At 51.8% G+C, this 20,775-nt stretch carries 18 protein-coding genes and 2 pseudogenes; 11 read left to right on the top strand and 9 right to left on the bottom strand.

The window, feature by feature from the left end; genetic code table 11:
- Window positions 1–56 precede the first annotated feature (56 nt).
- The 4 genes and pseudogenes from IAE27_RS26850 to fimA all read right to left on the bottom strand — a co-directional run.
- A pseudogene (locus IAE27_RS26850) lies at window positions 57–419 on the bottom strand (FimD/PapC N-terminal domain-containing protein); the annotation flags it as partial.
- 86 nt (window positions 420–505) lie between these two features.
- Entirely contained in the window at window positions 506–1,165 is a 660-nt protein-coding gene (locus IAE27_RS26845; RefSeq protein ID WP_105889759.1) for a fimbria/pilus periplasmic chaperone, read from the bottom strand.
- A gap of 99 nt (window positions 1,166–1,264) precedes the next feature.
- Window positions 1,265–1,804 (bottom strand): fimbrial protein, encoded by a 540-nt coding sequence (locus IAE27_RS26840; RefSeq protein ID WP_105889758.1) that lies wholly within the window; start codon window positions 1,802–1,804, stop codon window positions 1,265–1,267.
- A 76-nt stretch (window positions 1,805–1,880) separates the two neighbouring features.
- Window positions 1,881–2,429, bottom strand: coding sequence for a type 1 fimbrial major subunit FimA (gene fimA / locus IAE27_RS26835; RefSeq protein ID WP_004099233.1), 549 nt, complete (start codon window positions 2,427–2,429; stop codon window positions 1,881–1,883).
- 372 nt (window positions 2,430–2,801) lie between these two features.
- Between fimA and IAE27_RS26830 the strand changes: the two genes are divergently transcribed.
- Together IAE27_RS26830 and IAE27_RS26825 are read left to right on the top strand one after the other, a co-directional pair.
- The gene (locus tag IAE27_RS26830) at window positions 2,802–3,569 is read left to right on the top strand and encodes a winged helix-turn-helix domain-containing protein (RefSeq protein ID WP_004099232.1); all 768 of its coding nucleotides are present in this window, start codon (window positions 2,802–2,804) and stop codon (window positions 3,567–3,569) included.
- Between the two features lie 627 nt (window positions 3,570–4,196).
- Window positions 4,197–4,874, top strand: coding sequence for a helix-turn-helix transcriptional regulator (locus tag IAE27_RS26825; protein WP_135800006.1), 678 nt, complete (start codon window positions 4,197–4,199; stop codon window positions 4,872–4,874).
- 290 nt (window positions 4,875–5,164) lie between these two features.
- Here the strand turns inward: IAE27_RS26825 and IAE27_RS29745 are convergent, their stop codons facing one another.
- The 4 genes and pseudogenes from IAE27_RS29745 to IAE27_RS26810 all read right to left on the bottom strand — a co-directional run bounded on the left by IAE27_RS29745 (window position 5,165) and on the right by IAE27_RS26810 (window position 7,630).
- Entirely contained in the window at window positions 5,165–5,929 is a 765-nt protein-coding gene (locus IAE27_RS29745; protein ID WP_224227635.1) for an SAM-dependent methyltransferase, read from the bottom strand.
- Window positions 5,930–6,268: 339 nt separating this feature from the next.
- Window positions 6,269–6,697 (bottom strand): annotated as a pseudogene (locus IAE27_RS29740) (class I SAM-dependent methyltransferase); the annotation flags it as partial.
- 113 nt (window positions 6,698–6,810) lie between these two features.
- Entirely contained in the window at window positions 6,811–7,362 is a 552-nt protein-coding gene (locus IAE27_RS26815) for a GNAT family N-acetyltransferase (RefSeq protein ID WP_023329286.1), read from the bottom strand.
- Window positions 7,363–7,372: 10 nt separating this feature from the next.
- Window positions 7,373–7,630: a YjhX family toxin gene (locus IAE27_RS26810; RefSeq protein WP_004110819.1), complete on the bottom strand. Its 258-nt coding sequence runs from the start codon at window positions 7,628–7,630 to the stop codon at window positions 7,373–7,375.
- A 581-nt stretch (window positions 7,631–8,211) separates the two neighbouring features.
- Here IAE27_RS26810 and uxuA point away from each other — a divergent pair.
- From uxuA to foxA, 5 genes are all read left to right on the top strand, one after another.
- Window positions 8,212–9,396, top strand: a complete 1,185-nt coding sequence (uxuA, locus tag IAE27_RS26805) for a mannonate dehydratase (protein ID WP_004099225.1) — start codon at window positions 8,212–8,214, stop codon at window positions 9,394–9,396.
- A gap of 74 nt (window positions 9,397–9,470) precedes the next feature.
- Window positions 9,471–10,946, top strand: a complete 1,476-nt coding sequence (locus IAE27_RS26800; RefSeq protein WP_004110817.1) for a fructuronate reductase — start codon at window positions 9,471–9,473, stop codon at window positions 10,944–10,946.
- 135 nt (window positions 10,947–11,081) lie between these two features.
- Window positions 11,082–11,858, top strand: coding sequence for a Uxu operon transcriptional regulator (gene uxuR, locus IAE27_RS26795; RefSeq protein ID WP_004099223.1), 777 nt, complete (start codon window positions 11,082–11,084; stop codon window positions 11,856–11,858).
- 161 nt (window positions 11,859–12,019) lie between these two features.
- Window positions 12,020–13,009 carry a helix-turn-helix transcriptional regulator gene (locus tag IAE27_RS26790; protein ID WP_047720347.1) on the top strand — a complete coding sequence of 330 codons (990 nt, stop codon included), beginning with the start codon at window positions 12,020–12,022 and terminating at the stop codon, window positions 13,007–13,009.
- A 121-nt stretch (window positions 13,010–13,130) separates the two neighbouring features.
- On the top strand, window positions 13,131–15,239 hold the full coding sequence (gene foxA / locus IAE27_RS26785; protein WP_154022329.1) for a ferrioxamine B receptor FoxA: 2,109 nt from the start codon (window positions 13,131–13,133) through the stop codon (window positions 15,237–15,239).
- 40 nt (window positions 15,240–15,279) lie between these two features.
- On the opposite strand, the gene IAE27_RS26780 is transcribed toward foxA, so the two are convergent.
- Complete coding sequence (locus IAE27_RS26780; protein WP_004099220.1) at window positions 15,280–15,531, bottom strand: zinc ribbon domain-containing protein; 252 nt, start codon at window positions 15,529–15,531, stop codon at window positions 15,280–15,282.
- Window positions 15,532–15,756: 225 nt separating this feature from the next.
- Between IAE27_RS26780 and gabD the strand changes: the two genes are divergently transcribed.
- The 4 genes from gabD to IAE27_RS26760 all read left to right on the top strand — a co-directional run bounded on the left by gabD (window position 15,757) and on the right by IAE27_RS26760 (window position 20,774).
- Window positions 15,757–17,205, top strand: a complete 1,449-nt coding sequence (gabD, locus tag IAE27_RS26775; protein WP_109220973.1) for an NADP-dependent succinate-semialdehyde dehydrogenase — start codon at window positions 15,757–15,759, stop codon at window positions 17,203–17,205.
- Window positions 17,206–17,543: 338 nt separating this feature from the next.
- Complete coding sequence (locus IAE27_RS26770; RefSeq protein WP_004099218.1) at window positions 17,544–18,947, top strand: undecaprenyl-phosphate glucose phosphotransferase; 1,404 nt, start codon at window positions 17,544–17,546, stop codon at window positions 18,945–18,947.
- Entirely contained in the window at window positions 18,937–20,223 is a 1,287-nt protein-coding gene (locus IAE27_RS26765; RefSeq protein ID WP_064351732.1) for an outer membrane beta-barrel protein, read from the top strand. The genes IAE27_RS26770 and IAE27_RS26765 overlap by 11 nt, the downstream gene beginning before the upstream one ends.
- Window positions 20,220–20,774 (top strand): polysaccharide biosynthesis/export family protein, encoded by a 555-nt coding sequence (locus IAE27_RS26760; RefSeq protein ID WP_047720352.1) that lies wholly within the window; start codon window positions 20,220–20,222, stop codon window positions 20,772–20,774. Before IAE27_RS26765 ends, IAE27_RS26760 begins: the two co-directional genes overlap by 4 nt.
- Window position 20,775: the final 1 nt, after the last annotated feature.

The following is a 20,775-nucleotide window of genomic DNA, read 5'->3' as shown; positions in this document are numbered from 1 at the left end:
TCTCTTATCTGGAGATACAGCTACTGTCTGGTGTTTCAGGGGGCTACATCAGACAGGGTATTGACCCCCATTCCACTAAGTTGCCCACGGGTCAGACAGGGAGACAAACTGTGGTCCTTCTCACTGGCCATAAACCGGATATCACGCGTAGTCATATAACCATCATTGAGATAGATATCTACCCGGTAGGTTCCTGCAGGAGCTTCCTGGCCTTTTTCAAAAGCTGAAAGATCCGCCACTGCAGCCGGGTCATCAGCCAGAAACCGGGGATTAAAATAAAGCTCGCCCCGGGCTGACGGAATATTTGCCGCAATCAGTAAGGCAAGTGGAATTAAGGTAAAACGGCAGCCAGATTTATATCCGGAGAGCGTCCTTTTTCTCGGGGTTTTTAGCCCTTTTTCAGATATCAGATGTGACATATTCCCTCCGGCTCGAATATATTCGCCGGTAATCAGCTGAAAGAGGATCCGTAGTTAATCCGTGATGCAGAACAGACTTATGGCCCTTACTGGTTCTGGCTAGTCATTTTGGGCGTAAGCGCACCGTAATCATTAATCGTCCTGTAAGTAATCTGACTACCGGCATCGGCAGGCAGATCCACTGAAGCCTCGCCCAGAGGTGGAACCAGTGCGTTATTCAGTTTGCGCGCACCGGCATTCAACTCCGTCACTGTGGCGTAATAAGGCGTGGGGTTACTGATGGTCAACTTTCCTGCCTGGCGTTTGAAGCGCAGGGACTCCGCCACTTTTTCTGGCGCGACTGAGAGCCCGGAGGGACGGTAATAAAGTTTTATCCGACTGATAATAGCCAGCTGCAGGACATTATCATTCGTCTTTGATTTATCCATTGCCGGGATAGCTTTCACACTCAGCCAGAACAAACTTTCCCTATCACGTGGAAGCTGATTATTTGTTGCATCGATAATCCGGAGGGTATTTTCTTTTTTTCCCTGCATGGAAAAAAGAGGTGGCGTAATAACAAAACGGCCATCTTTCTGACCCGCCGAATTTTCCACCCAGGACTGAATCAGGAATGTGCTCTTTTCATCATTATTGGTTACCGCGAGCTGAACCTGTTTCTGACCTGCAGGATAAACGACCCGGGTGGCACCGAGTGCCACAGCCGCTTTTGCTTGCAATGAGAGGGCTGCACAAGTCAGCAGCATCACTCCAGCCAGTAACCTGCGGGATATTCCAGTTTTCTTCTTCACCTCAGACCCTCTTCATGGCTAAAATATATAAACTTGCAGTACATGCTATTTTTGTTATTCATATGTCAGAGAAAACCACGCCTGTGCATCCGCCTTTCCTCCCATAACATGATGTCCTGTTGCCCGATACTTCGCGACAAAATGCAATATGGTTTCTCCGTTCACAACAGACGCAACTCGCCTTGGCGGGCTGTTGAGCGGAATAAGCGTATTGGAGGCATCAAAAATGGCCACACCAATATCCTGTGCAATGCCAGGACCTTCGCCGACCGAAATAACATCAGGATTTTTACCGTCAGCAACACCATTGAAAGTCACCCCGACATATTGGCTGACGTTTCGGTTACAGTCCCGAAGATGAATATCAAACTCAACCGGGTCGGCATCTTCACCCGGAGCATGCAGCATATTTGTCCGGATTTGCCCCATATTCACGGTAAGGGAACGGTCAGAAATTTCCACGCTGCAGGCTTCTGCGAGCAGCTCCCCCTGAAATCTCATGGCCCCTCCGGGTAGCATGGTCTCCCAGTACTCGCCAGCTTCCAGCGCTGGGGGCAGAAGAAACAGCAGACTCACTATTAGCAGACGCATCATCTCACCCTTTCATTCCGTTTAAGGACAGGCCTTCCGTGGCCCTGTATGACATCCTGTCATTACCGTGGTGTGGTGATTATTCGTACTGAACGGCAAAAGTCGCATCGGCGTTAGCGACACCCGCAGTGGTTGCCCCCAGAGCGTAGTAACGCGCCTGGAACGGCAGAATATTCACACCGTCTTTCAGAGTCACAGCGGTGCTGAAGGTTGCGCCATCAAGACCCAGCGGTACGCTTTTGGAATCCAGGATCTGGATACCCACGTTAGTGGCGCCGCCTGCTGCAGAAGAAGCAACAGAAAGCACGGTTGGGTTAGCTGCGTTAGCCGCTACACCAGCAAATGCCACTTTTGCAGTTGTCGCTACGGTAGTGTCACAGTCATTCAGTTGGATGTTGAAGCCGACGTTCTGGCTAACGTCACCGGCAGCAGCAAGTTTGGCAGTACGGTACTGACCCAGTTGAACAGTCTGATCCACAGAACCCGCATCAACCGCGCAGGCGGCGTTGACCAGTTCACCTTTGAAGTGTACTGTGCCGCCGTTCACGGTGGTGGTCGCCGCGAATGCTGCTGCAGAAGTCAGAGCCAGTGCAGAAGTCATAACTAATGCCAGTGATTTGAATTTCATAAAATTTCCTTGGTTTTTCTGTTTACGAATAGTTAATTCGATATTGATTGAAAAAGCGGTAGATCGTTATTTCTAACTAAGGTATTAACGAGATTAATTTGAGTGATAACCTTGATAGATATTCTACTCCTCCCTATACTCACCAGTCATACGGCCAGCGTTAAGAATTATGTTCATAAAATCCCTTTATTTAAATGGGGTAAAACCCTACTTTTTTCCACGCCTGCCTTTATAGAGTTAATTTACAATTTATTATTTTTGAAACATTGAAAGTGCTGTATGGACATGTGATAATCTGCATTGTTAAATCGGTATCTGATTTTATTGTTCACAGCATGCCATCTTTCTTTATAGTCTTCATAAGGAAGCGAAGTGTTTATAATTAACTCGTCATTAATTTACAATCCAGAAGATGCTTCATTGGAACATGCTTGCGATTTAATTGAAAAAATGTCTCTTTCACCAGTACAAAATCGCACTTTGTTTTTTTTAGTGAAAAACAAAAATATTCTAGTACCCAAGGAGTTGATTCTGGATGAAGTCTGGGGCAAACACGGGCTGACACCGTCGATGCATAACTTAAACAATGTCATTTCATTTTTGAGGAAATCTTTCTTTAACTATGGCATTGAGAGCATCATTGAAACTAAAGTCAGAGAAGGCATTATCTTCAATGCTGATGTAACGGAAATAAATAAAGCAAACTCATTAAGCAATAGCGCTACATCAGATATAAAATTAGAAAAAAAACCGTCTACATCATTAATTTTTTTGTTTTCTTCTGGTTTTCTTTTGCTATGTTCAATCATATCTTCCGTATATTTTTATAAGAACAATTATTATCTTAACAATACCAACACAACCACTATTGGATTAGTTGGAAGTTGCAAAATTGAGTTTATTAGCTCATACTATGAAGTCGATGAGGATGATATCGATGTATCATACCTCTTAAGCATTAGTAAAATTAACCTTCATAAAACTTGTACTACTCCACACATTATTTATTATTATGATAATTATGCTTTAAGCCCCGTTGTACAATGGGGAACCAGAACATCTTTTTATTATATTTGTAATAAAAACCACACTAAACATCCAACAACAAATTGCAATAATTTCTATGTTCAAAAAAATTAGACCTAAATATCATAAAATTAGTGTAGCATTTACATCATTAGCAACTTTATTTTTTATCTTATCGGCCTATCTTTATTTTCACAAAAGAGAGATCCCTGAGTGTAGTGGTATTTTAAACGTATACAATGACGATTATATCGGCAAATTATTTATACATGTTTCTCCAGTATCATCTGATGAAGTCTCCTTTGCAATAAATGGAAAGATACACTCGAAAGCAAAAATTCTTGACATATCTCAAATTTATTTATTCAGATATAATAAAGCCACCTCTATATTTAGATTTAACTTAATCAAAACAATGAACTCGAGGGACGCCATACCTGGAGATTTTCAACCACTTTTTTTAGCTTCACCCGGAAATGTTTTTCTTATAAAAATTGAGCAAATCGACAAACAACAGATGCTATTCATCAATAACTTCTCGCCTCTGTTTATTTGCAGTAGGTTAAATTCATGACGTACCAGTCTGTAACACATTGTGTTTTTTCGACATTTAAATCTACTTTATTTATAATAATCAGTCATTAATTCTGTATGATTTATATATTTAGCGTTAAGTGTTAATTTTATGATTTGAACGTTGTAGGTTTGCTTCACCAAAATCCAGATTGATGAGGCTATACTATGCATCGTTTCAAATTATCTGACTTGCTGAATAATAGTATCGATCCGTGGGCAGTTGTTGATGTAAGTGGAAAGACTACATTAAGTTCTTATAATGAAGCTTTTAAAGGACTCTTTAACATTGAGCATATAAACATTACCAAACATGATATATTTTCATATCTTAATGAATCAAATGGCATCAATTTATTAAGTTCGGTATCTCAGGCTATTGAACTAAAGAAAAGAATTGTCAAAGCAGAAGCTTATGTCGTGGAGGGGAACTGGAATATATCTCTTTTTCATTTCCACCCATTATCAGTGGAAACAGACAAAGTAAATCTGGTTTTACTACAAATAACACCGGCATTTATAAACGATGTTCATTCACATGTGTTTAGCAACAACGAATTGTCACTCAACGAGTTGATGGTTACATCATCCTCACCTACATCATTATTTAGCGATGTTGAATGGAGAACTATATTTTTACTCAGTTGTAATAAGACGCAAAAAGAAATCGCCAGCATAGAAAATGTGTCACTAAAGGCAATTGAAAAAAGAATATCACGATGTCTGGAAAAAACCGATTGTCTAAACACCAGACAACTTAAAAAATTTATACAATGTAATGGTTGGGACTCATATATACCATCGTGTATATTAGAAAATAGATCTAAATATAATAATACCGATTAATATAAAGTAAATTTATATAGAGGAATTAAGCTTAAGCCTGTACTTTATCTCCCATATATCAAGCGCCTCATTGTATTCCATATGATGAAAATAATAACCATATTGCATTTACTTGAATAAAATTCAATTGGAATATTTTTAAACGACTCATATTCCGAGTTCTACATGGCCCCATAAAACTGAATAGGTTAACCTACCAGAATCAGAAGACGATTAACTTTTACTCGCCTTCTACGGATTTGAGATATTCTGAACCCGGCATAGCCTTCCTGCTACGCCGGGGATTTCAACTACCGCTTGATCAGCGCAAATACCCCCCAGCCAAAGTATTCACGCGTGTAAGTCGCATGGCGCTTTGGCGCAATTGTCAGCTCCGCCCGAACTTCTGGCGCAAATTCATCGCCGGGGTTGTCCTCTAACCAACGGCGCATGGTGAGCCATTTCGCCGCTTCGTAGCGGTCCCAGCCTTCCTGGTCCGCCAGCACCATTTCGACGAGGTCATAGCCAGACGCATCGAAAGAGGAAACCAGATCGGCAAGCGTCAGAAAATCGGCGAGCGAAGAGGCGCCACAGGCTTGCGCGACCTCTTCCGTTGCCGGAACCCGGCGCCAGTACGGTTCGCCAATCAACAGTATGCCTCCGGGCTTGAGACTTTTACTCAGCAGTTCGATCGTCCCGGCTACGCCGCCGCCAATCCAGGTTGCGCCTACACAGGCGGCGATGTCGCATTTTTCATCGGCCACATAACCAGCGGCGTCCTGATGGATAAACGTGACGCGGTCGGCAACCCCGAGCTCTGCTGCCCGCTGCTTAGCCTGCTGGCTGAACAGCGCGCTCATGTCGACGCCGGTGCCGCTAATACCGTGGTCGCGCGCCCAGGTACAGAGCATCTCCCCCGATCCGCTGCCAAGGTCAAGTATCCGCGTTCCGGCCTTCATCCGCAGCACGCGGCCAAGCGTGGCGTATTTTTCCGGCGTAAACGGGTTATGGATGCGGTGGGCGCTTTCACTAATCGTAAAAATACGTGGGATATCCAATGTTGGTATTCCTTTCATTGAGTGGGTAGTAAGAAAATAAGATTCGTTTTTTTCGGCCAGCAGCGCGTACAGCTTGTCGGTAAAAGTATCGCTGACCGGCCATGCCGCCCCATCCGGGCGGATAATTGAGGTAAAACCTGCCGTATGCAGCAGGTTGAGCCAGGCGTCATCCTGCCAGGCGGTCATCTGACTGCCGAAGCGCGTCACGTTGCCGTTCTCTTCAATCGCCATAAATCGCGTTGCGCTGGTTTGCGCAGCGGGATCCCAGGCGTGCTCCGTCAGCAGCAGGTGCGGTACATCCAGAAATAGCCCCTGCGGACAGCGCTGCCAGCTGGGTTCAGCCATCCCCTGCCGTTTAACTTCAGCATAAGTATGAACTTCGATAAGCAGTTTTCCTCCCGCCACCAGCCACTGCGCGCAGCGATTAACCAACGCCCGGGTTTCAGCCGCGCTGAACACATTCAGTTCACCGAAGGTCATCATAATGAAATCGAACTGTTCTTCCGGCTGGTAGTGGCGAACGTCCTGCTGGTGATAGGTAATATCAAGGCTGGCCGCCTGCGCCTGCTGACGAGCCCAGGCGATCGACGCCGGAGAAAAATCCACGCCCGTACAGCAAAAGCCGCGCTCCGCCAGCTGGCGCGTATAAAAACCCGGCCCGCAGCCGAGATCCAGAATGCGCGCGCCGGCGGGCAGCTGCCCGGCAAGCCATGCCACCTGTTGTTCAATAACCGCCAGCCTGCGGCTGGCCCAGTCGTGCTCCTGCGACAGATGATTCTCCAGCATACGCTGGCTAAACGCCGGTTCATCCCAGGGGATTTTGCGCTCCTCCTCCGGCAAAACTGCGTTTGCGGAATCCCTGATAATCGTACTAATCGTCATCATCATTTCCTTATTGATTACTCGCGCCAGTGCTCGGGTTTCATTAACGCCCGGGCGCACTGTATCTGACCGGTTCTCCCCAGCGGCCGGGACGAAAGCCGCTGCAGCATCCAGCAGGCTTTATGCTCCTCGGGAATGGGATAAGGCGCCGGATAGCCTTTATCTCCGGCACAGGGTTCAAAGCCATGCCGCGGGTAATAAGTGGCATGTCCCAGAACAAATACCGCCTCGCTTCCTGCGGCTTTCAGATGCTCAATACCGCGCTGGATAAGCAATCCGCCTACGCCCACGCCCTGGTATTCCGGCACCACCGCCAGGGGGGCAAGGATATGCATCATCGGAGAGTCAGACTCCCCTTTGAACGTCGCCAGGGTGAACAAAATATGCCCAACGGCTTTTCCATTATGTTTGGCCAGCAGAGATAAGCTCGGGTGAGCACTTTCATCGTTGAGCAAAGCGGCAACCAGATCGGCCTCTTTGCTAAAGCCGAAGGCCCGGGTTTCAACTTCGCGAATATCTGCAGCATCACGCTCTGAGGTGATGTGAAAGGTGAAGTTATGGTTTGTCATCAGTTGCTCCTTAGCGGTTGTCCAGCTGAGCGCGAACGTTGTTCAGCCCGGTGGTATTGATACGGTAGGGCTGCCCGTTGACGGACTTAATGAGTTTTTTGGTTTTGAGTTTTTTGAAAACGGCGAGCGTGCAGTCGCTGAGCAGGAGCCCTTCGCGGCTGTAGCATTCAACAGAGGTTACGCGGCCTGATGCATCGCGAATATGCGCGATCCGGCCACCTTTAGCGAGAACGTGTAAGGTACGTTGTTCCTGACGGGATAGATTCATACTGAAGAAACCTGTTAATCATCATGCGTAAAAACGAGCCAACACCCACGGGTGTTCGCGTAAAGTTTAAGCGCAGCGATAACCAGTCCGGCCTGATAAGGTCGGTAAGCTGATTATCTAATGATGACATTCTCCAGCATCAAAGCCTCGGTGAGAGTTGAAAAGATATTTACCAGCGAAATGATAACACGTAGTTTTTATAAGGAAATCGTATTAATTAAAAAGTGTGATCTGTTGCAAGCCCAGCGGATTTCTGACGCATCTGGTCGATATGTTGACGCCATTGGTTAACCATTTATAAAGACCCGCTTCGCGGGACCTCATGCCCTCCTGAGCTTCAGCAGAATCTCTCCGCGCGACGCAACGAGTCTAAAATATCGATGGGTTAGCACTCAGGCCATTAGCGAATCTCCATCACATTTTGGTTTACCAATTTCGCTGTTATGGTTGACATGTTTGACCAATTGGAGGAACTTATACGCCATATCGTCTGGTTTCTCTCCGTTACGATGGTTGACCGGAACCGACACTCCCATCAAAGCAGCGGCCTGGAACAGGTCAAAACGTGAAAGAGGTTAAGCATGGAACAGACATGGCGCTGGTATGGCCCTAACGATCCGGTCACTTTAGCTGACGTCCGTCAGGCGGGCGCGACCGGAGTGGTCACCGCCCTGCACCATATCCCGAACGGCGAAGTGTGGACGGTTGACGAGATCCTCAAGCGTAAGGCCATCGTGGAAGAAGCCGGGCTGGTGTGGTCGGTAGTTGAAAGCGTACCAATTCACGAAGAGATCAAAACCCATACCGGCAACTACGCGCAGTGGATCGCTAACTATCAGCAGAGCCTACGCAATCTGGCCCAGTGCGGCATTCGTACCGTGTGCTACAACTTTATGCCGGTCCTCGACTGGACCCGTACCGACCTGGAATACGTCCTGCCGGACGGCTCCAAAGCCCTGCGTTTCGATCAAATTGAATTTGCCGCCTTTGAGCTGCATATCCTTAAGCGTCCGGGTGCGGAAGCGGACTACACCGCCGAAGAGGTCGCCCAGGCGAATCAGCGCTTCGCCACCATGAGCGAAGAGGATAAAGCGCGCCTGACCCGTAACATCATTGCCGGTCTGCCGGGCGCGGAAGAAGGATATACCCTCGACCAGTTCCGCCAGCATCTGGCAACCTACAAAGATATCGATAAAGCCGCACTGCGCGAGAACTTCGCCGTCTTCCTGAAAGCGATTATTCCCGTTGCCGAAGAGGTTGGCGTGCGTATGGCGGTCCACCCGGACGATCCGCCGCGTCCGATCCTCGGCCTGCCGCGCATCGTCTCAACGATTGAAGATATGCAGTGGATGGTCGATACCGTGAACAGCATGGCGAATGGCTTTACCATGTGCACCGGCTCCTACGGGGTACGCGCCGACAACGACCTGGTTGATATGATTAAGCAGTTCGGTCCGCGTATTTACTTCACCCACCTGCGCTCTACGCTACGTGAAGAGAACCCGAAAACGTTCCACGAAGCGGCGCACCTGCACGGCGACGTGGACATGTATGAAGTGGTGAAGGCCATTGTCGAAGAAGAGCACCGCCGTAAAGCGGAAGGCAAAGAGGATCTTATCCCGATGCGTCCTGACCACGGCCACCAGATGCTCGACGATCTGAAAAAGAAAACCAACCCCGGCTATTCCGCAATTGGTCGCCTGAAAGGGCTGGCCGAAGTCCGCGGCGTGGAGCTGGCGATCCAGCGCGCTTTTTTTAGCCGCTAATTCCTGACCGGCGGAGCAGCAGGCTCCGCCTTTTCCTCTTCGGCCGCCTGTTGCGGCCCACTCTGGAGTTTGCTATGACTGCAACCATTGCCGACAGCAACCTGCCGGTTACGCGCCCTGCATGGGATCGTTCTCGTCTCGAATCCCGCATCGTTCATCTGGGCTGCGGCGCATTTCACCGCGCGCATCAGGCGCTTTATACCCATCATCTGCTGGAAACCAGCGATAGCGACTGGGGCATCTGCGAAGTCAACCTGATGCCGGGCAACGACCGCCTCCTGATTGAGAATCTGAAAAATCAGCAGCTGCTTTATACCGTGGCGGAAAAAGGCGCTGACAGCACCGCGCTGAAAATTATCGGTTCGATGAAAGAGGCGCTGCATCCGGAAATCGACGGCTGTGACGGCATTCTGCGCGCCATGACGCGACCGCAAACGGCGATCGTTTCGCTGACGGTAACGGAAAAAGGCTACTGCACCGATGCGGCCAGCGGTCAGCTCGATCTGAATAATCCGCTGATTCAACACGACCTCGCCCATCCGGCGACGCCGAAATCCGCTATAGGCTACATCGTCGAAGCGCTGCGCCTGCGCCGTGAAGAGGGGCTAAACGCCTTTACGGTGATGTCCTGCGATAACGTTCGCGAGAATGGCCACGTGGCGAAAGTGGCGGTACTTGGCCTGGCCCAGGCCCGTGACCCAGCGCTGGCGGCGTGGATTGAAGCTCACGCGACCTTCCCGTGCACCATGGTTGACCGCATTGTGCCCGCGGCAACGCCTGAAACCCTACAGGAGATTGCTGACCAGCTTGGGGTCTACGATCCGTGCGCCATCGCCTGTGAACCGTTCCGTCAGTGGGTGATTGAAGATAGCTTCGTCAACGGCCGCCCGGAGTGGGACAAAGTCGGCGCGCAGTTTGTTGAAGACGTCGTGCCGTTTGAAATGATGAAGCTACGCATGCTCAACGGCAGCCACTCTTTCCTGGCCTATCTCGGCTATCTCGGCGGCTATGAAACCATCGCCGACACCATGACTAACCCGGCATACCGCAAAGCGGCTTTTGCCCTGATGATGCAGGAGCAGGCGCCGACGCTCTCGATGCCGGAAGGCACCGATCTTCAGGCCTACGCCACGCTGCTGATTGCCCGTTTCAGCAACCCTTCCCTGCGTCACCGCACCTGGCAGATCGCCATGGACGGTAGCCAGAAGCTGCCGCAGCGCCTGCTTGACCCAATTCGTCTGCATCTGCAAAACGGCAGCAGCTGGCGCCATCTGGCGCTCGGCGTGGCGGGCTGGATGCGCTATACCCAGGGAAGCGATGAGCAGGGACAACCCATTGATGTTGTCGACCCGCTGCTAACGGAGATCCAGCAGATTAATCAGCGTTATCAGGGCGCGGAGCGCGTCGCCGCGCTGCTGGCCATCAGCGGGATCTTTGCCCACGATCTGCCGGACAATGGCGACTTCGTCAACGCGGTTACCCTGGCGTATCAACAGCTGTGCGAGCGCGGCGCCCGCGAGTGCGTGGCGGCGGTTAGCGCCAGTCTGTAATCTCCCTTCTTTCACGGGTCAACTGAACAATAATTTGGTTGACCCGTTTTCCCTCTCCGGGCCGAGAGTGATGCCAACCCGCCGGCCAAATGCTATAGTCAACCACCGGGCTACTGCATATCACAACTTAACACCATGAAATCACAAACTTCTCAGCACAGACCTTATCAGGAAGTCGGCGCGTTAATTCGCGATCTCATCGTCAAGACGCCCTATAACCCTGGCGATCGCCTGCCGCCTGAGCGCGAGATCGCCGAGATGCTGGATGTAACCCGTACCGTGGTTCGCGAAGCGCTGATCATGCTGGAAATTAAAGGGCTGGTCGAAGTGCGCCGCGGCGCCGGGATCTATGTGCTGGATAACGTCGCGGCGGAAGGCGCGGTGGAGAGCGCGGACATGAAGCATTGTAATGATGCCGGTCCTTTTGAGCTGCTGCAGGCCCGCCAACTGCTGGAAAGCAATATCGCCGAATTTGCCGCCCTGCAGGCAACCCGGGAAGATATCATCAAAATGCGCCAGGCCTTACAGCTGGAAGAGCGCGAGCTGGCCAGCAGCGCGCCGGGCGGTTCCGAAAGCGGCGATATGCAGTTTCATCTGGCCATCGCCGAAGCGACGCACAACAGTATGCTGGTAGAACTGTTCCGCCAGTCATGGCAGTGGCGGGAAAATAATCCCATGTGGATCCAGCTGCACCGCCATCTCGGCGACACTCACTACCGCGAGGAGTGGCTGGTGGATCATAAACGGATCCTTGCCGCCTTAATCAAAAAAGACGCCCGGGCGGCAAAACTCGCCATGTGGCAGCATCTGGAAAATGTTAAACGCCGTCTGCTGGAGTTCTCCAACGTCGATGATATTTACTTCGACGGCTACCTGTTTGACTCCTGGCCGTTGGATAACGCCGACGCCTGACTCTCCCGCGCGCGGATAGCAGCTATCCGCGCGCCGTTCTGCAGTAACCGCAGCATGCAATGCAAACACTGATAATCATTCTCATCTTTATTGTCGCCCTGCCCGCACAATGGTAAGGTTACCTCATCCGATGAAGCCTCATCTCCAGTGCAGAAAACCGCATGAACAATACTCCTGGGCAGAACGAGCCGGCCCGCCAGGCGCTGAGAAGAACCTTCTCCGTCAGCGAGTTTATGGCGTTTGGTGAACGCTATGGTATCGACTATCGCTTTCCGCTGCTGCAAACGCCGGAGCCCTCGCACGCCAGCCCGGTGCTGCAAGGTGAAGTGGAAGAGATGACGCTGCCCTGCGGGATGTGCATCACCCACTCAGATGTTCACGTATTGCAGCCCTATGAAACCACCTCCCGCCATAGCAGCCCTCTCTATATGCTGGTGGTGCTGGAAGGCAGCGTTTCCCTGACTCTCAACGGCGAGCAGCACCTTGTGCGTTCCGGGATGGCGTTCACCTCACGCCTTAGCGAACATCAGGTCATGTGCGCCCGTCACGATGCCAACAGCAGGCTCCGCACGCTCTCCCTTGGACTCTACCCGGACGGCGCCTGGCGCGACGGACTGCTTGCTTCATTGATGCGCGAATGGGAAAGATGCCAGACGCCAACGCTCATCTGGCAGATACCGGGTTTTCTGCTGAGCGGCCTGCAGTATGCCCAGCAGAGCGCGCCGGGCCGCGTTTCCCGGCAACTGATGCTGGAGGGGCTGATCCTGCAACTGTTCGGCCATGGCCTGAGCGTGTGCCAGGATGAAAGCGCGAAGCAGATCCTCCCAGCGGGCGGCGAGCAGCTGCGCCTGGAGAGAGTTCGCCGCCTACTGGAGCAGGCGCCGGAAAACGACTACACCCTGAACGAGCTGGCCCAGCGGGCCGCGATGAGCTCCAGCAGCTTGCGCAGTAAGTTTCGCCAGGCCTACGGCTGTTCGGTTTTTGATTACCTGCGCGATTGCCGGCTGGCGCGGGCCAGAGGCTATCTGCTGGAGGGGTACAGCGTGCAGCAGGCGGCCTGGATGTCGGGCTATCAGCACGCCACCAATTTCTCTACCGCCTTTCGTCGACGCTACGGTATCTCCCCTTGCGACGTGCAAAAGACGGGCTAATCTATTTTTCACCTTTTCGCGAAGTCTGTTTTGCCGCTTTGGCAGCGCGCATACGCATCCTGGCATTGCGCATAGCTATAGAACGCCTCAAAAAGGTAATAATTCTTATTAACAATTAGAAATGCCTTTGGAGATGTTCATGTTTGCGAAAACTCGCCTGGCGCTACTGGTAGGATGGGTGACCGGCGGCGTCGCTTTCCCGCTGCTGGCCCAGGAAACAACAAAAAACGAAACCATCGTCGTCACTTCGCAGATGCAAAGCGGCGCGACCAAAATTGCCACGCCGGATATTGAGACCCCGCAATCGGTATCCATCATCACGCGCGAGCAGTTTGAAGAGCAGGGAGCGATCAGCGTCCGTCAGGCCGTGAGCTACACCCCCGGTGTTTACAGCAACCAGATTGGCGCTTCCAACCGCTTTGACTATATCGTCCTGCGCGGCTTCTCCGATGGCAGCCTGGATAACGTCTATCTTGACGGCCTGAAAATGATGGGCGATACCAACTCCCATAGCTCACTGGTGGTCGATCCGTGGTTCCTGGAGAATATCGAAGTGGTGCGCGGCCCGGCCTCGGTGCTGTATGGTCGCTCTTCGCCCGGCGGCATCGTCGCCCTCACCTCGCGTAAGCCCTCTTTCGATCCCGGTGGGGAAATCAAGCTGTTTGCCGGTAATAACAACCAGCGCGGGGCGGCGTTTGACGTCACCGGCGCGCTGGATGATAACGATCGGGTGGCGGCGCGATTAAGCGGCATGACCCGCTATGCGGACTCCCAGTTTGATACCTTGAAAGAGCAGCGCTACGCGATTATGCCCAGCCTGACCTGGCGCATCACCGACCAGACGCGCCTTGATTTAATGGCCTATCTGCATCGCGATCCGGAGGGCGGCAGCCACTCGGGTCTCCCCTATGAAGGTACCGTGGTACCGCACTACGGCAAGAAAATTGCTAACACCTTCTTCGAAGGTGAAGATGATTATGACAAGTACGACCGCCGTGAAAATATGGTCGGCTACAATTTCGAGCATATGTTTGATAACAGCTGGTCGGTGCGGCAGAAGCTGCGCTACCTGCATACCAAAGTCGAGCTGAATCAGGTCTATGCCGCGGGCTGGCTGAACGAAACCGAACTGAACCGCGGTTACTCCGGCTCGGACGAAAAGATGAACGCCATCACTCTCGATAACCAGCTCGACGGCAGCGTCGATACCTGGGCCGTGAACCATCGCCTGCTGATAGGCATTGACTATCAGGATCGCAGCAACAACACCACCGGCTACTATGGCGCATTCCCGGCCATCGACGCGTTTAATCCGGTCTACGGCGCGAAGCCGGATTACATCAACATGTACAGCCGTGAAAAACACAAGCTGCGCCAGACCGGCTACTATCTTCAGGACCAGATGTCCTGGGACCGCTGGCGCTTCACCCTGGGCGGGCGCTACGACCAGGTCAGCGTGTCGAATATCGATAAGCTGAATCAAACGCGCAGCGATCTGGATAAGAACAATTTCAGCACCCGCGCCGCCCTGCTGTATCTGTTCGACAACGGGTTTGCCCCGTACATCAGCTACTCTACCGCCTTTACGCCCACCAGCTTCGCCGACGAAAACGGCAACGTGCTCGATCCGATGAAAGGCAAGCAGTGGGAAGCCGGGCTGAAGTATGAGCCAGAAGGAATGAACAGCCAGTTCAGCGCCTCGGTATTCCGCATCAATCAGACCAATATCGCCACCAAAGAAGAGCCGACCGATCCGTACCGCTCGATTGGCGAAATTGAGTCGAAAGGGGTGGAGCTGGAGGCCATCAGTCAGCTAACCGACAGCCTCCGTCTGCAGGCGGCCTATACCTACACCGACATCCGCTATAAGAAAAGCAGCCCGGAAGAGCAAGGCAAGCGTGCCGTTTACGCCCCGCGCAACCAGGCCAGCGCCTGGCTGAGCTATGATGTGAAAAGCGGCCCGCTGGATGGTCTGACGCTGGGTTCCGGCGTGCGCTACGTCAACGGTATTACCAGCGACCGCTTGAATACGCATACCCTTCCATCCTATACGCTGGTGGATATGACGATTGGCTATGACCTGTCGCAGGTCGGGATTAAAGGCCTTAGCGCGCAGCTGAACGTCAATAATCTGACCGATAAGAGCTACGTTGCCGCCTGTAACTCGCTCTCTTACTGCTACTTTGGCGCAGAGCGCAGTATCGTCGGCAGCGTCTCCTGGAAGTTCTGATCGCGCTAAAAAGCCCGGAGTTTTTGCTCCGGGCTGCAGGTTAATCTTCCGCTTTATGAGCCCACGCGGGCATGGCCGTTAAATAGCGCATCGCTCGCTTGCGCGATTCCGCAGGCCCAACTTTCTGCCAGGAATCGAGGAACTCAGCCAGGCCGGAAACGGCATCCTCCCAGGACTTAAGCTTCCCCTCGCTATCGCAGCACCAGGCGCAGTAATCGTCGCTTGCGCTTTTCGCCTCCTCGGCGGACATCGGCATTCCGCAGGCCTGACAAAACCGTTCTTGCTGTGACATAGGGCGCTCCTTTCTCGCAAATTGAGCATAAAAAATACAGCATTGTTTGCACAATAACGTTCTGCCAGTTCAAATATCCGTAAATTATTGAGGGTTATTGTTGTATCACCCAGTACTGCTCCCGGTTCTCTGAACGCGTTCGTCTACACTAAACAGGGACAGGTGTTTGACGCAGCTGATTCAGGCGCATCCACGGTTTAAAACAGATTAAGACAGGACGCAATCATGCAACTTAACGACCCTACCCTTTTTCGCCAGCAGGCATTCATTGACGGACGCTGGCGCGACGCCAGCAGCGGAGAAACCCTCGGGGTTACTAACCCCGCCAACGGTCAGCAGCTGGGCCGCGTGCCCAAAATGGGCGCCGAGGAAACTCGCGAGGCGATCGATGCCGCCGCTCGCGCGCTGCCCGCGTGGCGCGCCCTTACCGCCAGGGAGCGCGCCACTATCCTGCGCCGCTGGTTTGATTTGATGATGGAGCATCAGGACGATTTAGCGCGCCTGATGACGCTGGAGCAGGGGAAACCGCTGGCGGAAGCAAAAGGCGAGATCGGCTACGCCGCCTCCTTTATCGAGTGGTTTGCCGAAGAGGGTAAACGCATTTACGGCGACACCATTCCCGGTCATCAGGCCGACAAACGGCTGCTGGTGATTAAACAACCGATTGGCGTAACCGCCGCTATCACTCCGTGGAATTTCCCCTCGGCAATGATCACCCGTAAGGCGGGCCCGGCGCTGGCCGCAGGCTGCACGATGGTGCTCAAGCCCGCCAGCCAGACGCCGTTCTCCGCGCTGGCGCTGGCGGAGCTCGCTAACCGCGCCGGGATCCCCGAAGGCGTATTTAACGTGGTGACCGGTTCGGCCAGCGAAGTGGGTAACGAGCTCACCGGTAACCCGCTGGTGCGCAAACTCTCCTTTACCGGCTCGACGGAAATAGGTCGCCAGCTGATGGAACAGTGCGCGAAAGATATCAAGAAGGTCTCGCTGGAGCTGGGCGGCAACGCGCCGTTTATCGTTTTTGATGACGCCGATCTGGATAAAGCTGTCGAAGGCGCGTTGGCCTCCAAGTTCCGCAACGCCGGACAGACCTGCGTCTGCGCCAACCGCCTGTACATTCAGGATGGCGTCTACGATCGCTTCGCCGAAAAGCTTCAGCAGGCGGTCAGTAAGCTGCAAATCGGCGATGGCCTGCAGCCGAACGTCACCATCGGGCCGCTGATTGACGAGAAAGCGATCGCCAAAGTGCAGGAACATATTGCCGATGCGCTGGACAAAGGCGCGCGGGTGGCTACCGGCGGGAAATCCCATGAGCTGGGCGGAAACTTCTTTCAGCCCACAATTCTGGTGGACGTCCCCAGCGATGCGAAAGTAGCGAAAGAAGAGACCTTTGGGCCCCTCGCCCCGCTCTTCCGCTTTAAAGATGAGGCAGATGCTATCGCTCAGGCCAACGATACCGAGTTCGGCCTGGCGGCTTATTTCTACGCCCGCGATCTGGGCCGCGTCTTTCGCGTTGGCGAAGCGCTGGAATACGGCATTATCGGTATTAATACCGGCCTTATCTCCACCGAGGTGGCTCCCTTCGGCGGCGTAAAATCCTCCGGCCTCGGTCGCGAAGGTTCGAAGTATGGCATAGAGGATTACTTAGAAATCAAATACATGTGTATTGGGATTTAATCTACCCTCGCGCCAGCTTCTGCTGGCGCAGCTTATTTAGCGGTCATTTCCCTCGGTAATAGCTGGAAATACGTTTCGCGGCTGGGTTCATGAGGACATCCCGATATCCTGCCCGTCTCAGCGCCATTCATTATGCTTAATAACAATGCGAAAAAGGGCGTTGGCTATAAGAAAAAGTTATCAATCATCCATTCCGGGCAGGTTCGACATAGGATTAATCGTAGGCTACAATAATCAACGCCGGTCTGAAGCTTAATTTCTTAATAGATTCATAGAGATAAATTTTGCTTTTCAGCGGGATATGACATCATTTTATTGACTATAAAACGAGCAAAAAGATGACGGATAGCACAATTAAAATTTATAACGCCCGCTACAGTAAGCTAATGAAGCTACTGGATTTTTTTGCCGTTAACCTGTTCATTTTTGCTTATTTAAAATACTTTCTCGTCGAACCATCTACGGCCTCTCTGTTTCTCGGAATAATATATTCCCTGATTTTTATCCGGGCCAACGAGCACTTTCAGTTATATTCAGGCCAGTTTAAAGGTCAGTATTTTAAAAAATTAACGAAGCTTTTTTTTAGCGTCTGTATTAGCGGACTGCTGACGTTTTTATTGTTTGTGATTGCTGAACTATTAATGAACAATCATGCCAGTACGAACGCGCTGCTGCTGGCTGAAGTGATTGCACTATGCTCGCTGGCCATATTCATTAGTATGTTTCTTATTCGTATTATCTCCAGCCGCTATTTTTTCAAATCCAGACTCAAGGTGGCTATTTTAGGTATTACGCCAGCCGGGTTGGCCATTGAGCAGGCGCTGTTTAAGGAGTATACCCATAACGGTATTGAAATTACCTTCTTTGAGGACCGCGCCGTACAGCGCGACAGCCGCCTGCTCAGCATTGAGAAAAAAGGCAACTCGCGCGACCTGCTGGCGCTGGCAAAAGCAGGCGAGATAGATGAAGTCTATATCGCCCTGCCGATGGTCGCCCAGCAGCGCATTCGCCAGTTCTTAAACGAATTTTCCGATACCACCGTAGATGTGTTTCTGGTACCGGACCTGTTTTCCTATAGCTCACATATTTCGCAGCTGCGGATGTTTGGCAATATCCAGACCATCAGCATTTTTACGTCGCCGTTTGAAGGCGAAGGCGCGGTGCTCAAGCGTATCGAAGATATTGTTCTCGGCACCTTGTTCACCCTCGTCAGCCTGCCGGTAATGCTCGCGGTGGCCATCGGCATCAAGCTGACGTCGCCAGGCCCGGTGCTGTTTAAACAAAGTCGTTATGGTCTGAACGGTAAGCAGATCGCGGTATGGAAGTTCAGAACCATGCGCGTGATGGAAAACAGCGCGGTCGTCACCCAGGCCACGCGTAACGATCCGCGTATTACCCGCTTCGGCGCCTTTCTACGCAAAACATCGCTTGATGAACTGCCGCAGTTTTTTAACGTGCTGCAGGGAACCATGTCGATAGTGGGTCCCCGCCCGCACGCGGTCGCGCACAATGAGCAATATCGCGTGCTGGTGGAAAACTACATGATTCGCCATAAAGTGAAGCCCGGCATTACCGGGCTGGCGCAAATTCACGGCTTTCGCGGCGAAACTGACACGATTGATAAAATGGAAAAACGCATTCAGTACGATCTGGAATATATTCAGTCGTGGTCGCTGCTGCTGGATATCAAAATCGTATTTTTAACGTTTTTCCGCGGATTTGTGGGCAAAAATGCGTTCTGAACTCACTTTCCTCGCGGGTCTGCTGGCGATACCTTGCGCATGGGCGGACCTGCAGGCAAAACCACATACCGGCGTGGCTGGCATCGATTTCGAGAGCCAGGTGGGTTATGACGTCGGTTACAATGACAACGTGACCTGGCAACGCTACGGCGGCAACGAAATTGCTTCCTCCTGGCAGGGTATTAAGCCGATTTTTAAAGCGATCGGCGAGCGCTATGAAGACCGCTATTTACTGATGTACTCGGGCGATTACCGCCGCTACGCCAGCGATAGCGCTGATAACCGTGATAATCATTTTTTTATGTTTAACGGCAAGTGGCGCTTCGGCAGTATGCATGGCCTGTCATTGGATCTTGATGAAACGTTCGGCCATGAAGAGCGCGGCCGCGATACCACCGAGGGGTTTCTGCCCGAGCAGTTCAAAGAGTTTGGCATTAACAAGCCCATCGCCACGCGCTTCTTTAACAGTGAACTACGCTATAGCTACGGGGCGCCGGAAGGGCGCGGCAAAGCAGAAGTTGCGCTGATGCATAAACAGCTGCGCTTTCGCAATCTTGACAGCATTGAGGACGCCAGCGCCGACTTCCATTACTACATGCACGATCAGGAGTGGCATGAAAACAGCCTGGTCGCCGAGCTTTTTGATCAAAAAGCCAAAACGCTGCGCTACCGCTACAGTTTTATTACCAACCAGCGTCGCTATGAGCTCAACCCGTTAAAGGACAGTAATGAATACTATCTGCTGGTGGGTATGAAAAACCGCCTTTCCGGCAAGACCGAGATCAACGGCAACGTCGCATGGCTGTATAAAGATTTTATCCATAACCCCGACTCACAGGGGTTCAACGGCCTGAACTGGGATATTAATGCCGACTGGAAACCGCTTGAACAGATAAAACTCAACTTACACAGCTCACAACGGATAAAAGATCCTACCGACTCCGGCGGCTATATTCTGGTATCCAATTTTGGCCTGGGCTACGAGCACCACTGGCTGGTCGACAGATTCTCCACCCTGGTTGATTACTCTTATATTACAGAGGATTACAAGCACCAGACCAACGGACGTAAAGATCGATCAAACCTCGTATCGCTGACCTTCAACTACGACTATCGACCATCCGTTAATTTTCAGCTGAAGCTGCAATGGAACACGATGCATTCGAATAAAGAAAAAGATGCCTTTTATATTGGGCCAGACTATGACCATGAGGTCGAGCGCACGCTGGGCTACAACGACTCGGCCATTATTTTTATGACGCAGGTACAAATATGATCCTTAGCTATGGAAAACGGGCGGTGGTTTCTCTTCTGGCGCTATGGCTGGCGGGCTGTTCGGCGCCGCCGCAGACGATCCGAACGCCGCCGGATGCCGTTTATCATCTGGACCAGGGGGATGAGATCAATATCGCGGTTTCCGGCGAGCAGGATCTCACTATGCGCGTAAAAATCGATAATAGCGGCAGCGTTGATTATCCTTATATAGGCTCCCTGATGCTGAAAGGAAAAACGCCCGAACAGGTCGGCAATGAAATTGCCGATAAGCTGCGCGGAAGCTATCTGCAGGCGCCAATGGTCACCGTGAGCATTGCCGAATACCGTAAAATTTATCTGTTAGGCGAAGTCAAAAAACCGGACGGCTACGCCTGGGAGCCCGGCTTAACGGCGGAAAAAGCCATTGCGCTGGCCGGAGGGTTCACCGACCGCGCCGATCGCCATGACATCCGCATTCGCCAGTTTCGCAGCGGTAAACTGCTGGAAAACGTCGCCGCCGACTCCGCCGTACAGGCCGGAGATACCATCATCATTGGCATGAGTTTCTTCTGAT

It is taken from the genome of Klebsiella sp. S69 (assembly GCF_016516145.1).
Taxonomy (GTDB): domain Bacteria; phylum Pseudomonadota; class Gammaproteobacteria; order Enterobacterales; family Enterobacteriaceae; genus Klebsiella; species Klebsiella oxytoca.
Note: the sequence above shows the minus strand (reverse complement) of the source record. Positions and strands in the feature narration are given on the sequence as shown.

Excerpts from the sequence above, each read along its gene's own strand:
- IAE27_RS26765 (WP_064351732.1), top strand. The coding sequence starts at position 18,937 with ATGCGTTCTGAACTCACTTTCCTCGCGGGTCTGCTGGCGATACCTTGC.
- IAE27_RS26770 (WP_004099218.1), top strand. The coding sequence starts at position 17,544 with ATGACGGATAGCACAATTAAAATTTATAACGCCCGCTACAGTAAGCTA.
- uxuR (WP_004099223.1), top strand. The coding sequence starts at position 11,082 with ATGAAATCACAAACTTCTCAGCACAGACCTTATCAGGAAGTCGGCGCG.
- IAE27_RS26810 (WP_004110819.1), bottom strand. The coding sequence starts at position 7,630 with ATGAATCTATCCCGTCAGGAACAACGTACCTTACACGTTCTCGCTAAA.
- fimA (WP_004099233.1), bottom strand. The coding sequence starts at position 2,429 with ATGAAATTCAAATCACTGGCATTAGTTATGACTTCTGCACTGGCTCTG.
- gabD (WP_109220973.1), top strand. The coding sequence starts at position 15,757 with ATGCAACTTAACGACCCTACCCTTTTTCGCCAGCAGGCATTCATTGAC.
- IAE27_RS26800 (WP_004110817.1), top strand. The coding sequence starts at position 9,471 with ATGACTGCAACCATTGCCGACAGCAACCTGCCGGTTACGCGCCCTGCA.
- uxuA (WP_004099225.1), top strand. The coding sequence starts at position 8,212 with ATGGAACAGACATGGCGCTGGTATGGCCCTAACGATCCGGTCACTTTA.
- IAE27_RS26840 (WP_105889758.1), bottom strand. The coding sequence starts at position 1,804 with ATGATGCGTCTGCTAATAGTGAGTCTGCTGTTTCTTCTGCCCCCAGCG.
- IAE27_RS26760 (WP_047720352.1), top strand. The coding sequence starts at position 20,220 with ATGATCCTTAGCTATGGAAAACGGGCGGTGGTTTCTCTTCTGGCGCTA.
- IAE27_RS29745 (WP_224227635.1), bottom strand. The coding sequence starts at position 5,929 with ATGAAAGGAATACCAACATTGGATATCCCACGTATTTTTACGATTAGT.
- IAE27_RS26780 (WP_004099220.1), bottom strand. The coding sequence starts at position 15,531 with ATGTCACAGCAAGAACGGTTTTGTCAGGCCTGCGGAATGCCGATGTCC.
- IAE27_RS26790 (WP_047720347.1), top strand. The coding sequence starts at position 12,020 with ATGAACAATACTCCTGGGCAGAACGAGCCGGCCCGCCAGGCGCTGAGA.
- IAE27_RS26845 (WP_105889759.1), bottom strand. The coding sequence starts at position 1,165 with ATGCTGCTGACTTGTGCAGCCCTCTCATTGCAAGCAAAAGCGGCTGTG.
- IAE27_RS26825 (WP_135800006.1), top strand. The coding sequence starts at position 4,197 with ATGCATCGTTTCAAATTATCTGACTTGCTGAATAATAGTATCGATCCG.
- IAE27_RS26815 (WP_023329286.1), bottom strand. The coding sequence starts at position 7,362 with ATGACAAACCATAACTTCACCTTTCACATCACCTCAGAGCGTGATGCT.
- foxA (WP_154022329.1), top strand. The coding sequence starts at position 13,131 with ATGCCTTTGGAGATGTTCATGTTTGCGAAAACTCGCCTGGCGCTACTG.